Genomic DNA, 13196 nt, shown 5'->3' with positions numbered 1-13196 from the left:
TATCAATCCTTTTTTATGGTATTGGTTTTGTTGGAACTATGTGAGCACCATCTTTTGAGTAATGTATTGTTCCTCTATCTGTTTCTATATATTTTCCAGTTTCTAAGTCATATGCTTTACCTATTTTGTGATCAAATTTAACAACTTCTCTTCCTTTTGATGGGATGTGTCCTGTACCAGCATATTTATCAAGCAATTCTTGGGCTTTTTTATTGTCACCGTAAAAGATGCTTTTTTTCTTTCCATTAGCTATCTCCTGTTTATAGTTAGGTGCATCAGGAATATGTTTTTCTTGAGCTCCTGGTTTTACTTTTGCTGGGAAACCATTTACTTCACGATAAGGACCTTTTGGTACGGAGTGTTTGCCGAAGGAAGGTGTTTTGACAATCTTCTTGGCTACTTTCTCTCCTTTCATTATTTTAAAAACGTATTTTCCAACTTTAGCGATTTTAGCTCCGGGTATCATGTACAAGCTTGATACTAGACGGTCCATGTCAGCGACTTTGTCACCTGTTACAGGGTCTCTTCCTGTGATGACTCGAATGGCATCATTTATTCCTGTAAATTCAACCGCTGTATTTAAGATGTTTGAGGTTTGTTTCAAGTCGGAAATCTTTGTGATGCTTTCAATATTCACTTTGTTTTGATCCGATATTCGTAACCGATATAGCATTCCATCTCGAATAACTTCAACTGTTTTGGCATTTGCGAAGTCAATCTTTTCATTTGTATTATATACTTTTCCATTTACGAACACAGCGTTTTGATTGTTTTTATTAGACGGTTTCCTATTTAAAATCGTATCCACATTTGATCGCTCTTTATCATTCAGCTTCTTCAGTATGATCGTCATTGGATTTTCTTTAGGGTTGTCTATTTTTTCATTCAATCCGCTGATGTTGCTGCTGATTTTTTCTTCTTTTCCACCTTTGAAAATAGAGCCTTTTTGATAACTGGTAATTTCAATTTTCGGGCTAGTGAACATCTTGCTTAAAGTATCTATGTATTGCTTCATTGTGTGAAGGGAACTTTTTGTTTCATTTAGAGCACTTGTTTGTTCTCTGTCAAATGCATGAAGTAGTCCGATGGTTTTGGACGTCTCAAGCCAAGCTTTTTGATAGCTTTGTTGGAAAGTAGATTCGTCTACATGAGGCAAATGCGCAATATGGCTGACCCTGCTGAGGGCTTGATTCACATCGGATACAATATCAGAAATAGTCCGTTCGGCTTTTTTTAACCCTTGGTCAAGCTCGTGTTCAATGAATGATTGAGAGATAAAACCATTCGGGTTTGATTCAAAAGCATGAAGTGCCTGTTTTGTCTTTTTTAGTGCACCACTGTATTCTTCAATGACGATCTGAAAGAATTGCAAAAAAGGAATGTGACACTCGATATAAAAATCTTTTATCGCTTGTCCAGCTTCTCCCTTTAATGCGCTATCTAAGGAGATGATTTGATTGATTTGTTTTTCTAGGGACTTAACATTCTGTGTTTGCTGCTTCAACTTGTTCAGCGTTTGGTCAATTCCATTCTTCAACTCAATGACATCAAGGGTTTTCATTCCGTTCTCCTTTACTTTCTGTTAGTACTCGAAGCAATTAAGCGTCCACATAAAGAAAGGGAGCTGCATAAACGACAGCTCCCAAGATGAGGAGTTAATTTTTCTTTTTTCTGTAGTCTTTTACTAAGCTTGCAACAACTAAACCCATCACACTGAAAGCCACAAGATAAAATAAAACATTTGTTACAGGTGTATCAATTTTCCCTAAGATCATCACAAGGGCAATCATAGCGCTGGGTAAAGTAATTAATAACATTTTGGATGGCGTGCTTTGCTGTGACACTTAATGACCTCCTGATTGATCCATTAAATAGATATTTTAGTTGATTTTAACATATGAAGATTGTGCGAACAACATAGGGAGATAGCAATCTACTTTAAGAGCGGACAAATGAAACTTGCTGATTTTATGGAAATCATTTCAATTAAATCTTTTGTGTAATAAAATGTATATGATTTATACAAAGGGGTGAAATGGCGGTGAAGCATTTTTTAACGGCAATTGTGGTGGCTATCATTGTGGGGATCATTGTATATGTTGCAGACGGTCGTTTAAGCATGTTTCCGTTGATGCTGATTATAGCGGTTGCGATCTATATCGTAAGCAGGATTAGCGAAGCATTGATTAAGAAATACTCAAAAGAAAATAGTTAATAGCACCGCCCTCCATTGGAAGGGCATTTTTAAATTAACCTCCCTAATGAAAAAGGCATTATAAAGCGGTAAATATGCAAAAGAAAGAATATTCTTTCTCCAACTAAAAAAAGTAAGGTGTATAAGATCAAAACGAGAACCCGCTTGCCTTCGGATTTTCTTATCATGCAATGACGAGAAACCCATGAAATCATGGGTTCTTTTATTTCTCTAATCAAACTAAATTAAGGTGCCACCAATTCAACTTTCATTCTATCAGGATCTTCAAAATAAACAGCGTAATGTTTATCGCCGCCTGCGAAGGGGTGTGTATCGGTATAAAGAATTTTAACCCCCATGCTTTTTAACTTTTCAGTCATATCATCTACTTGCTGCCTGGAACTGGCATGAAAAGCCAGGTGGTTTAGACCTGCCCTGCGTCTATGATAGGGTATGTCCATAAATCGTTCCTCCGTTTGTACAAAAACGATATAAGTTTCTCCCAATTTCCAACTTCGACCGCTTTCCCAGGTTTGATACGGCTCGTAGCCTAACTCCTCTAAAAACCACCCCCAAAAAATAATCGAATTCTTTAAATTCGAAACATTTAGTTCAATATGATGAATAAGCCCTTTTGACAATAGATGACCCCCATTTAGAAGATTAATTATTATATGATTTAATGTAACTTAATTCAGATGAATAAGGAACTCTATTAAACTCTATTTAATTATTTAGCTGTTAATGAATAAATCTAAAAAAGAATATGCTGCTTATCGAAAGCTTTCAGCAATTTTAAGGCAAATTTAAGCTCGGATTTCATTTCAAATACATTAAATCTTTGTTACAATAAGACAGCTTTGCCTAAAGACACGTTAATCGATTCTTCATCTTTTTTTCATGATTTCTTAAAATTTTTATGTTTTGAGATGAAACTCTTTGAATGAGTCATGCGTCTCTATAAGTGTCAAAAGAAAAGAGGTTATCAATATGCTATTCAAAAAGCTATCAGAAAATAAGTCTGTAAAATGGATAGGATATACAAGCTTTTACTTACTTATTTTGCTATTATTGTTCTTTATTTACGGGTTCCACACAGCAAATACGGGATCATTCATTTACAACGATTTTTAATTGGAGATTAAATTATGAAACTATTACAAACGATTCATGAATACCAGCAAACGAAACCAACACAGCCAGCATTTGTTTCTCAACAGGCGTCGATCACATATGATGAGCTTTGGCATTTATCAGACCAAATGGCTGGTGCGATCGATGCAGTCGCAGCTGGCAGTGAACCTGTCATTGTCTACGGTCATATGGAGCCAGAGATGCTGATATCTTTCTTAGGCAGTGTGAAATCAGGCAGACCTTATATTCCGGTCGACATCTCGATACCTGTCGAGCGCATCGTCTCAATCATTGAAAGCTCAAAAGCCAGTCTATTGATATGTGCAAATGAGCAGAATGTATTAGATGTAGAAGAACACATTGAAGTGAAGAGTGCGGCATCGCTTTTAGCACTTGAAAAAGAAACACCGCCAGCCACGCAGTGGGTTCAACAAGATGATGTTTTCTACATTATTTATACGTCTGGCAGTACCGGAAAACCGAAAGGCGTTCAGGTAACAGCCAATAATTTAGAAAGCTTTACAGAGTGGATGTGCCGGGATTTCCCAATTGGTGAGGGACGCACATTCTTAAATCAAGCACCATTTTCTTTTGACTTATCAGTGATGGATCTTTATCCAGCGCTTCAATCAGGCGGCACGCTTTACTGTTTAGTAAAAGATCTCGTCAATAAGCCAAAGGATATGTTTGCAGCACTTGGTCAATCTGACGTTGAAGTGTGGACATCAACACCTTCTTTTGTGCAAATGTGTTTAATGGACCCTTCCTTTACAGGGGAGCTTTTACCTGAGCTGAAAGTTTTCTTGTTCTGCGGTGAGGCGCTTCCTGTAGCTGTAGCAAGTGCACTTCTGGAGCGTTTTCCAAAGGCGCAGGTCTTTAATACGTATGGTCCAACTGAAGCAACTGTTGCGATCACATCGATTGAAGTGACGCAGGCGATTCTTGATCAGCACGATTCTTTACCAGTCGGCTATGCCAAACCTGATACAGACATCGTCATTTTAGATGAAGAAGGCAAGACACTTCCTGATGGTGAAAAAGGAGAAATTGTCATCGTGGGGCCAAGCGTCACGAGAGGCTACTTAGGTGAACAAGCCTTGACAGATAAAGTGTTCTTTGAATACGAAGGACGTCCTGCTTACCGTACAGGTGACGCAGGTGTGGCGCAGGATGGTTTAATTACGTGCCATGGCCGTCTCGACTATCAAATTAAGCTTCATGGATACCGGATGGAGCTTGAAGAAATTGAATATCATGTAAGCGAGACAACCTATGTCAATGCTTGTGTGATTGTGCCATTCCAGCCAAACGGTCATGTTGAGTACTTGATTGCAGCGATTGTTCCAGCAGCTCATTCATTTGAAAAAGAGTATCAGCTGACAAGCGCGATTAAGAAAGAAATGGCGGATTCACTGCCAGCGTACATGATCCCAAGAAAGTTTGTCTATCTTGAGCAGCTGTACATGACGCCAAACGGGAAGGTTGACCGTAAGAGAATCGCGAAAGAGGTTCTTCTATGATTCCGTTTAGTTCATTCTTTTTCTTCATTCTAATTGGTATTCTTCTTTTGCCGACGATCATTCTTGGTCTTCGCGGCAAAAGAATGCAGGGCTACAACATGTTTGCAACGGTTGTGGCGCTGGCACTTATTTTCTCAAAGGATGCCCATGGCGCGCTGCTGCTCTTCTTGTTCACGGTGTGGCAAGTCTTCATCATCCGCCTGTACCTTGCATACAGGTTAAAGGCGAATCAGGCATCTGTTTTCTATGCAGCAGTGGTGGCATCTATTTTGCCGCTTGTGCTGTCTAAGATTTTACCGTTCTTTTTAACTCATCAGCCGCACCAGCCGCCGCCAATAAACTGGCTGAGCTTTTTGGGGATCTCGTACTTAACATTTAAAGGTGTTCAGTTAATTATCGAGACAAGAGACGGCTTGATTAAGAAGAAAATTCCGATTCACCGTTTGGTCTATTTCATTGTCTTTTTCCCGACGATTTCATCAGGTCCGATTGACCGTTACCGCCGATTTGAAAAAGATATGGATACACCGCCTGAAAAGGAAGCATACAGTGATCTTCTATATGCCGGTATTCATAAAATTTTCATTGGCTTCTTATATAAGTTCATTATTGGTTATCTAATTCACACATATATTCTGATGAATATTCATCATATTAGCAGCAGTCACTTTGTTCAGCAGTTAACGTATATGTATGCTTACAGCATGTATTTGTTCTTTGACTTTGCTGGATATACAGCATTTGCTGTAGGTGTGAGTTATATTATGGGCATTAAATCACCAGAGAACTTTAATAAACCGTTTATCAGCCGAAACATTAAAGACTTCTGGAATCGCTGGCATATGTCCCTGTCCTTCTGGTTCAGAGACTACGTGTTTATGAGATTTGTGTTCTTTATGACTAAAAAGAAGTGGATCAAGAACCGAATGGCTGTATCAAATATTGGGTACTTTGTCCTCTTTCTATTGATGGGTGCTTGGCATGGTCTTGCCCTTCAATATATTATTTACGGACTATATCATGCAGTTGTCATGTCCGGTTACAATTTATTTGAGAAATGGAATAAAAAGCACAAGTGGTGGCCGGATAATAAGGTCACAATGGTTGTGTCGATCATTATTACATTCCATGTGATTTGTTTCGGATTTTATATTTTTTCAGGAAAACCATTTCATCATTAATGATTAAGGGAGTAGAAAATTATGGAATTTAAAAATCAAGTATACGGTATTATTGCAGAGGTTTGTCAGGACGACGTTGTGAAAGAAAATCCAGAGATTGCGATTTTTGAAGAAGGGCTTCTTGATTCATTTGGTACAGTAGAACTGCTTATGGCAATTGAAAGTCAACTCGGAATCACTGTTCCGATTACAGAATTCGATCGTGATGTGTGGGATACGCCGAATCATATTGCTGAGCAGCTGGCAGAGATGAAGTAATGAAAAAGCGTTTTTTTGGGCCGCTTATTTTAGCGGCTGTTCTATTCATTGGTGTTCTTCTTGTACCAAATGCATGGCTCTCACACCTGATCCCAAAAGACAAATTACAAAAGTCAGCCACAGAATTAGATCCAGGGATGTTCCAAGGGCTCTATTTACAAGATGAAATGCTAAAAGATCCAACTTATTTGCCGATCTATGGATCTTCTGAACTATCACGTTTTGATCCATATCACCCTTCGAATTTCTTTCATGAGAATCCTCAAGGGTTTACACCTTATCTTATTGGAAAAGGTGGATCGCAATCATTAATTCATGCGATGAACTTTGCAGCGCATATGGATGAATTAAAAGGGAAGAAGCTTGTATTTATCGTGTCCCCGCAGTGGTTTGTGAAATGGGGATCTGACGAGAATCACTTTGCACCTAACTATTCAGCGCTTCAAGCACTTAATCTCGCCTATAATAAAGAAATTGATCCAACTGTGAAAAAAGAGCTCATCAAAAGAATCATGAAGTTTAAAGCAGTCAAAAATGACATGGTGATTACAGAGCTTTTTAAAGCAGAGTTATCTGGGAACAAGTTCGCTTATGGCGCGATTTCTCCTATTGCGAAAATGTACTATGGCATGCTTCAAAAGAAAGACATGTACTATACGATTGGATCGGGGCATGAGCGCAAGCTTCAACCGTCTCCTTCAGTCAAAGGAAAAACATGGGCTGAGCTTGAAAAAGAAGCGAGCATTTTTGGTGCGAAAAGAGCAGGGGACAACCCGTTTTATATTAATCAAAAACTGTTTGACCACAAGCTGAAACCGATCATGAAAAAGATGAAGGATTCCCGTGAAGGTCATTCTTATGCGGAATCACCAGAATACAAAGATTTTCAAATCATGCTTGATATTTTAAAACAGGCAGGGGCAAAGCCTTTGTTTGTAACGATTCCTGTCAACGGAAAGTGGTATGACTACACCGGTTTTCCGAAAGAAGGCCGTACAGGTTATTATGAAAAAATCAATCGTCAAATTCGAGATAATGGGTATGAAGTCGCGGATTTGACTAAGCATGAGTACGATCCATATTTCTTTAAAGATACGATTCATGTGTCTTATAAAGGATGGGTGTACATCGATAAGGCAATTGAAAAGTTTTACAAAGAGCAGTAGAATGTGTCGAATCAGCGGATATCTTGTATAACTAAGGGAAAAGGGCTATGCTGTAGATGGAGGCGATATGATGAATCGTTCTGAGAAAAAAGAACTATTAAAGCGTTCGAAGAAGCATTTTAATGATCATGCCTTTTGGGAAAAGTTAAAAAAGACGGCACAAAAAGCTGGTGTCTCTCTTGTCTATGCTGTGCTATTACTTTACTATACATTGCAAAAACCCGAAGTGCCGGTCAAAGCAAAGACCTTGATTATTGGAGCACTCGGCTACTTTATCCTTCCACTTGATCTCATTCCGGATACATTGATTGGTGTCGGCTATACAGATGATTTAGGAGCCATTACATTTGCTTTGCTTCAAGTAGCAATGTACATTGATGATGATGTGAAAGGGAAAGCAAAAGACAGGCTGTCAAAATGGTTCGGCGAAAAAACCGATACGTCTTTGATTGATCAAAAGCTTGAAGATAGCGGTATGCCGTCTGTATAAAGAAAAGCCTCCGTTATTGGAGGCTTTAGCGTGTAGACAAACCCTCGCATTCGTTGTCAGGTCTGCGCTCCAGTGCTCACGAATGTTTCAATTCGCTCCGCTCCGGTGCTCGTCCTTCCTAGGGCTGCAAAGGTTTTCTATCACGCTGAAAAGAAGACAAAGGGCTAAAATGATTTTCATTTTAGCCCTTTGGCAACAATCTGAAGCCTCCGTTATTGGAGGCTTTTTTCTTTACCCTAAAAATTTCACGCAAACTGGATGAGGGACGGTAATGTCTGATTGTAAGACAGTGAGTCGTCCTGTTTCTTTGTCGCGTTTGTATAACACAAGATTGCTAGATTCTTGGTTTGAACCGACGAGGAATTCTTCTGTTGGATCAAGTACAAAATCTCTAGGCCAGTTTCCTTCAGAAGAAGCAATCTCGACAAGACTTAATTGGCCGTCAGCGTCTGCTTTAAAAATCGCAATGCTGTCATGACCGCGATTTCCTGCATAAACAAATTGGCCGTCTGAAGAGACATGAATGGCACTGCCTTGATTGTTCTCTGTAAAATCGCTTGGAATGGTCGCGATTGTTTGGATTTCTTCAAAATGACCATCTTCAAAGTAACGAAGCACAATGACCTCGGAGCTTAGCTCTGTCATGACATATGCCACAGGTTTCGTTGGGTGGAATGTGATATGACGAGGTCCGCTGCCTGGCTTTGTTTCAAATGTATGAGCAAGCTCAAGTTTGCCGTCTTCTTTCTTATACGTATAAATTCCATCTGTTCCAAGGTCAACAGCCACTGCAAATTGTTCATCTGGCGTGAGACCCATAAAGTGAGTGTGCGGTTTTTCCTGACGATCTTCGTTAGGGCCAGTTCCTTCATGCTGCGCCTGTGAGAGTGTGCGGATCACTGAGCCATTTTCAGCATCGATTTCATACATCTCTGCTGTCCCTTTATGATAATTCGCGGTATACGCCGTTTTCGTTTGACTGTCCACGCTGACGTGGCAAGGAGAAGCTCCATCGGCAAGCTCTTGGTTGATGAAGTGAAGTCTGCCTGTTGTTGAATCAATTTGATACGCAGCAAGGCCGCCCTGTGATCCTTTTTTCACAACAGCATAAACAAACTTTTGATCCTCTGACACGGTTAAATATGTAGGATTTTCAAGTTCAGCAGCAACTTCTACTTGCTCAATCTGCTGCTTGTCCGTATTTAATGTAAACGTATAAACACCTTTACTGTCTCCCTTTGTATACGTACCGATATAACCTCTGATGTTAGCCATGTATTGCCCTCCTTCTATTAGATGCTCTCATTCTATCATAAATTCATAGGAAAACGCTTTAGAAAGGCATGCCAAAAGAAAAACAAAGCCAAAGAAATCTCACAATATTCATCAAAAATGTTGTGAAAAAATATCACAAAAGTTTTCTCAAAAGAAAACCGTTCATGTAAAGTAAATAAATTGAAGAAAAAATACAAAAAATTTTAAGTTTTTTCATTCCTTGTCTAGCAAAGGTGTAAGCGTATACATTTAATTTTGATTAGTCTAAATTGTCTAATAATTTTAAAAATGCTGTTGACACTGTATGGAAAGCGGCGTAAGATGGGTTCAACAAAAGCTAAACAAACACGCAGTGCAAGCGAGAGACACTTCAATATAAAGTGTCTGAAAATTCAACTACTTTTTGTTTGAAAGAGAGGGTGCTCACTGAAAATGGAAGACCAAAAGGAACAGTGGATCTTTTTAAACGATGAACTCGTGAAAAAAGAGGATGCGAAAATTTCAGTTTACGATCATGGCTTCTTATATGGCGACGGTGTTTTCGAAGGGATTCGCGTGTATAACGGAAATATCTTTCGAATGAAAGAACATTTAGACCGCCTGTATGATTCCGCTAGATCCATTATGCTGAACATTCCATATTCACTTGAGGAACTCACGGAAAAAATGATTCATACCGTTGAAAGGAATGGCTTAAAGGATGCCTATATCCGCCTTGTCGTCTCAAGAGGAGCAGGTGATCTTGGGTTAGATCCTAACAACTGCGGGAGAGCCAATACAGTGATCATTGTAGAGCCGCTGGCCATTTTTCCAAAGCACCTATATGAAACGGGTATTGATATTGTGACGGTTCCAACAAGACGAAATCGTCCAGATGTCCTTAGCCCAAAAGTGAAATCATTAAATTATTTGAATAACATTCTTGTCCGAATCGAAGCCCATATGGCCGGTGTGAGTGAAGCGCTGATGCTGAACGATCAAGGGTACGTGGCGGAAGGTTCTGCAGACAACGTGTTTATTTATAAAAAAGGTAAGCTTTTTACACCGCCAGGTTATATTGGCGCACTTGAAGGCATCACAAGAAATGCCATCATGGAGATTGCAGAAGACTTAGGCTACGAAGTGAAAGAAGAACCATTCACAAGACATGATGTGTATACAGCTGAAGAAGTATTTCTAACAGGAACCGCAGCCGAAGTCATCGCCGTTGTAAAAGTTGACGGCCGTACAATCGGTGAAGGAAAACCTGGGTTCCACACAAACAAACTTCTTGAACAATTCCGTAAGCGAGTAGTTGAAGAGGGAGAAAAAGTCGTTTTTGCAGATGAAAACATTCATGCAAGTTAAATAGATATCGATAAACGTTGAAGAGGACTAGTAGCTTTAGAGTCAGTATCTACAGAGAGCCGGTGCTAGCTGGAAACCGGTGTTACTTTCTAAAGTGAACTCACCTCTGAGTGTCTGCTTGAAATGATAGTAGGGCAGGCCGAGTGACATTGCTCACTCGTTACCAAAATGGACGAAAGATGTCCATGAGACGGCAGCAGGGTTTGCCGTGAACAAGGGTGGTACCGCGAAAAACAAAGCTTTTTCGCCCCTTTGACCTAGTGAAAAGTAGTGTCATTGTGGGGTGAGAAGGCTTTTTTATATGGTCTCATATCTCTATCTTGAATGGAAAAGGGTGAAAGGACTTGACTGAAGCAAGACAAAGAGGAGGAAATCAAATGGGGACAAATGTACAAATGGAGACGGAAAAATCAAAAGCACCACAAACGATGAACGGTGCACTCATGTTAATTGAAGCACTCAAAAGAGAAAAAGTAGAAGTCATTTTTGGCTATCCGGGCGGAGCAGTTTTGCCAATCTACGATAAAATTTACGATTCTGGTTTATTTCATGTCCTGCCAAGACATGAGCAGGGAGCGATTCACGCAGCAGAAGGATACGCAAGAGTATCTGGTAAACCGGGTGTTGTCATTGCCACATCAGGGCCGGGAGCGACAAACCTTGTGACAGGAATTGCAGATGCAATGATTGATTCACTTCCCCTTGTTGTATTCACAGGGCAGGTGGCAACGTCAGTCATTGGATCGGATGCATTCCAAGAAGCAGATGTACTCGGCATCACAATGCCAATTACAAAGCACAGCTACCAGGTAAGGAATCCAGAGGAATTACCGGGCGTCATTAAAGAGGCATTCCATATCGCAACAACAGGCAGACCTGGTCCAGTCTTGATTGATATTCCAAAAGATGTCGCAGGCATTGAAGGAACCTTTGAATATGATCAGCCAATTGATTTACCTGGTTATCAGCCAAAAGTAGAGCCGAACTATTTGCAAATTCGCAAATTAGTAGAAGCTGTCAGTAGAGCGAAAAAACCAGTCATTCTAGCAGGAGCCGGCGTACTTCATGGCAAAGCATCTGAAGAATTAAGACAGTATGTAGAGCAGCAGCAAATCCCAGTCGCTCATACATTGCTTGGACTTGGCGGATTCCCGGCAAAGCACCCTCTTTTCCTAGGGATGGCTGGTATGCATGGCACATATGCAGCGAACATGGCTCTTCATCAATGTGATCTGCTCATTTCAATCGGAGCAAGATTTGATGACAGGGTAACAGGTAACCTCAATCATTTTGCGAAACATGCGAAGGTCGCTCATATTGACATCGACCCAGCGGAAATCGGCAAGAACATTCATACCCATATCCCGGTTGTTGGAGACAGTAAGCTCGTTCTTGAAGAACTGATCAAGCAAGACGGGAAGCAAGGGGAATCAGACGAATGGAAAAATCAATTAGATCAGTGGAAGGAAGAATATCCACTCTGGTACGTTGAAAACGAAGCTGAAGGTTTTAAACCTCAAAAGCTGATTGAATACATTCATCAATTCACAAAAGGTGAAGCCATTGTCGCAACTGATGTCGGACAGCATCAAATGTGGGCGGCACAGTTCTATCCATTTGAAAATGCAGATAAGTGGGTCACATCTGGAGGACTTGGCACAATGGGCTTCGGATTACCAGCAGCCATCGGCGCCCAGCTTGCTGATCAAGAGGCAACCGTTGTAGCGATTTTAGGAGACGGAGGTTTCCAAATGACCCTGCAAGAACTTGCCGTTATCCGTGAGCTGAACCTTCCAGTCAAAGTGATTGTACTCAATAATCACAGCCTTGGAATGGTAAGACAATGGCAAGAAATTTTCTACGAAGAACGCTACTCACATTCTAAATTTTCAGAGCAGCCAGACTTCGTCAAATTATCTGAAGCTTATGGCATTAAAGGAATCAGAATCTCATCAGACGAAGAGGCGAAAGAAAAGCTTGAAGAAGCCTTAACCTCTAGAGAGCCTGTTTTCATCGATGTCAATGTAGCGCGAGATGAAAAAGTATTCCCGATGGTAGCACCGGGGAAAGGACTTCATGAGATGGTGGGGGTGAAACCTTGAAAAGAATTATTGTGTTGACTGTATTAAATCGATCAGGCGTACTGAACAGAATCACAGGCCTCTTTACTAAAAGACACTACAACATTGAAAGCATTACGGTCGGCCATTCTGAGATTCAAGATGTATCACGCATCACGTTCGTCGTCCATGTAGACCAGGAGAAAGACATCGAACAGCTGACAAAACAGCTGAACAAACAAATCGATGTGCTGAAAGTAACAGACATTACAAACCAATCAATCGTTCAGCGAGAGCTGGCTTTGATAAAAGTCGTATCTGCACCAGCATCTAGAATGGAGATCACGGGTGTCATTGAACCGTTTAGAGCTTCTATTGTAGATGTGAGCAGAGAGAGTGTCGTCATTCAGGTGACAGGTGAGTCTTCAAAAATTGAAGCACTCATTGAATTACTTAAGCCATACGGCATTAAAGAAGTCGCCAGAACTGGCACCACGGCCTTTGCGAGAGATAATCAGCAAAAGCCGCAAACAAATAAAACAATTTCAATTGTCTAAACAAAAGGAGAGAG

14 protein-coding genes and 1 other annotated feature are annotated in these 13196 nt (G+C 40.4%); of the genes, 10 read left to right on the top strand and 4 right to left on the bottom strand.

Going from position 1 to position 13196, the window contains the following annotated elements:
• Nucleotides 1-13: 13 nt before the first annotated feature.
• Both EV579_RS08675 and EV579_RS08670 read right to left on the bottom strand, forming a co-directional pair.
• Complete coding sequence (locus EV579_RS08675; protein ID WP_133744269.1) at nucleotides 14-1561, bottom strand: T7SS effector LXG polymorphic toxin; 1548 nt, start codon at nucleotides 1559-1561, stop codon at nucleotides 14-16.
• 94 nt (nucleotides 1562-1655) lie between these two features.
• The gene (locus tag EV579_RS08670; RefSeq protein ID WP_133744268.1) at nucleotides 1656-1844 is read right to left on the bottom strand and encodes a hypothetical protein; all 189 of its coding nucleotides are present in this window, start codon (nucleotides 1842-1844) and stop codon (nucleotides 1656-1658) included.
• Between the two features lie 191 nt (nucleotides 1845-2035).
• Here EV579_RS08670 and EV579_RS08665 point away from each other — a divergent pair, with 191 nt between their 5' ends.
• Nucleotides 2036-2215, top strand: coding sequence for a hypothetical protein (locus tag EV579_RS08665; protein ID WP_103131868.1), 180 nt, complete (start codon nucleotides 2036-2038; stop codon nucleotides 2213-2215).
• 224 nt (nucleotides 2216-2439) lie between these two features.
• Here the strand turns inward: EV579_RS08665 and EV579_RS08660 are convergent, their stop codons facing one another.
• Nucleotides 2440-2835 (bottom strand): VOC family protein, encoded by a 396-nt coding sequence (locus EV579_RS08660; RefSeq protein WP_024427819.1) that lies wholly within the window; start codon nucleotides 2833-2835, stop codon nucleotides 2440-2442.
• Nucleotides 2836-3178: 343 nt separating this feature from the next.
• Here EV579_RS08660 and EV579_RS08655 point away from each other — a divergent pair, with 343 nt between their 5' ends.
• The 6 genes from EV579_RS08655 (at nucleotide 3179) to EV579_RS08630 (ending at nucleotide 7943) form a co-directional block, all read left to right on the top strand.
• On the top strand, nucleotides 3179-3328 hold the full coding sequence (locus EV579_RS08655) for a teichoic acid D-Ala incorporation-associated protein DltX (RefSeq protein WP_024427820.1): 150 nt from the start codon (nucleotides 3179-3181) through the stop codon (nucleotides 3326-3328).
• Between the two features lie 14 nt (nucleotides 3329-3342).
• Complete coding sequence (gene dltA, locus EV579_RS08650) at nucleotides 3343-4848, top strand: D-alanine--poly(phosphoribitol) ligase subunit DltA (RefSeq protein WP_133744267.1); 1506 nt, start codon at nucleotides 3343-3345, stop codon at nucleotides 4846-4848.
• Nucleotides 4845-6029, top strand: coding sequence for a D-alanyl-lipoteichoic acid biosynthesis protein DltB (gene dltB / locus EV579_RS08645; RefSeq protein ID WP_045034129.1), 1185 nt, complete (start codon nucleotides 4845-4847; stop codon nucleotides 6027-6029). Before dltA ends, dltB begins: the two co-directional genes overlap by 4 nt.
• Before the next feature lie 21 nt (nucleotides 6030-6050).
• The gene (gene dltC, locus EV579_RS08640) at nucleotides 6051-6287 is read left to right on the top strand and encodes a D-alanine--poly(phosphoribitol) ligase subunit 2 (protein WP_024423191.1); all 237 of its coding nucleotides are present in this window, start codon (nucleotides 6051-6053) and stop codon (nucleotides 6285-6287) included.
• The gene (gene dltD, locus EV579_RS08635; RefSeq protein WP_025092477.1) at nucleotides 6287-7453 is read left to right on the top strand and encodes a D-alanyl-lipoteichoic acid biosynthesis protein DltD; all 1167 of its coding nucleotides are present in this window, start codon (nucleotides 6287-6289) and stop codon (nucleotides 7451-7453) included. Before dltC ends, dltD begins: the two co-directional genes overlap by 1 nt.
• 70 nt (nucleotides 7454-7523) lie before the next feature.
• Nucleotides 7524-7943 carry a YkvA family protein gene (locus EV579_RS08630; RefSeq protein WP_133744266.1) on the top strand — a complete coding sequence of 140 codons (420 nt, stop codon included), beginning with the start codon at nucleotides 7524-7526 and terminating at the stop codon, nucleotides 7941-7943.
• 231 nt (nucleotides 7944-8174) lie between these two features.
• Here the strand turns inward: EV579_RS08630 and EV579_RS08625 are convergent, their stop codons facing one another.
• A complete protein-coding gene (locus tag EV579_RS08625) occupies nucleotides 8175-9218 on the bottom strand; it encodes a lactonase family protein (protein ID WP_095409219.1) in 1044 nt (347 codons plus the stop codon).
• Between the two features lie 432 nt (nucleotides 9219-9650).
• On the opposite strand from EV579_RS08625, the gene ilvE reads away from it, so the two are divergent.
• The 3 genes from ilvE (at nucleotide 9651) to ilvN (ending at nucleotide 13182) form a co-directional block, all read left to right on the top strand.
• A complete protein-coding gene (gene ilvE / locus EV579_RS08620; RefSeq protein WP_122631800.1) occupies nucleotides 9651-10565 on the top strand; it encodes a branched-chain-amino-acid transaminase in 915 nt (304 codons plus the stop codon).
• Between the two features lie 8 nt (nucleotides 10566-10573).
• Nucleotides 10574-10820, top strand: a binding site (T-box leader).
• A gap of 122 nt (nucleotides 10821-10942) precedes the next feature.
• Entirely contained in the window at nucleotides 10943-12667 is a 1725-nt protein-coding gene (gene ilvB, locus EV579_RS08615; RefSeq protein WP_025092480.1) for an acetolactate synthase large subunit, read from the top strand.
• Entirely contained in the window at nucleotides 12664-13182 is a 519-nt protein-coding gene (gene ilvN, locus EV579_RS08610; protein WP_007501584.1) for an acetolactate synthase small subunit, read from the top strand. The genes ilvB and ilvN overlap by 4 nt, the downstream gene beginning before the upstream one ends.
• The last annotated feature ends 14 nt before the right edge of the window (nucleotides 13183-13196 follow it).

Origin of the sequence: Bacillus sp. BK450 (genome assembly GCF_004364885.1) — a bacterium.
Lineage (GTDB): Bacteria > Bacillota > Bacilli > Bacillales > Bacillaceae > Bacillus > Bacillus safensis.
Note: the sequence above shows the minus strand (reverse complement) of the source record. Positions and strands in the feature narration are given on the sequence as shown.

Bases quoted from the DNA above. Each gene is read 5' to 3' on its own strand.
- dltC (WP_024423191.1), top strand. From the start codon at position 6,051: ATGGAATTTAAAAATCAAGTATACGGTATTATTGCAGAGGTTTGTCAG.
- EV579_RS08630 (WP_133744266.1), top strand. From the start codon at position 7,524: ATGAATCGTTCTGAGAAAAAAGAACTATTAAAGCGTTCGAAGAAGCAT.
- ilvB (WP_025092480.1), top strand. From the start codon at position 10,943: ATGGGGACAAATGTACAAATGGAGACGGAAAAATCAAAAGCACCACAA.
- dltD (WP_025092477.1), top strand. From the start codon at position 6,287: ATGAAAAAGCGTTTTTTTGGGCCGCTTATTTTAGCGGCTGTTCTATTC.
- EV579_RS08665 (WP_103131868.1), top strand. From the start codon at position 2,036: ATGGCGGTGAAGCATTTTTTAACGGCAATTGTGGTGGCTATCATTGTG.
- dltB (WP_045034129.1), top strand. From the start codon at position 4,845: ATGATTCCGTTTAGTTCATTCTTTTTCTTCATTCTAATTGGTATTCTT.
- dltA (WP_133744267.1), top strand. From the start codon at position 3,343: ATGAAACTATTACAAACGATTCATGAATACCAGCAAACGAAACCAACA.
- ilvE (WP_122631800.1), top strand. From the start codon at position 9,651: ATGGAAGACCAAAAGGAACAGTGGATCTTTTTAAACGATGAACTCGTG.
- EV579_RS08625 (WP_095409219.1), bottom strand. From the start codon at position 9,218: ATGGCTAACATCAGAGGTTATATCGGTACGTATACAAAGGGAGACAGT.
- EV579_RS08675 (WP_133744269.1), bottom strand. From the start codon at position 1,561: ATGAAAACCCTTGATGTCATTGAGTTGAAGAATGGAATTGACCAAACG.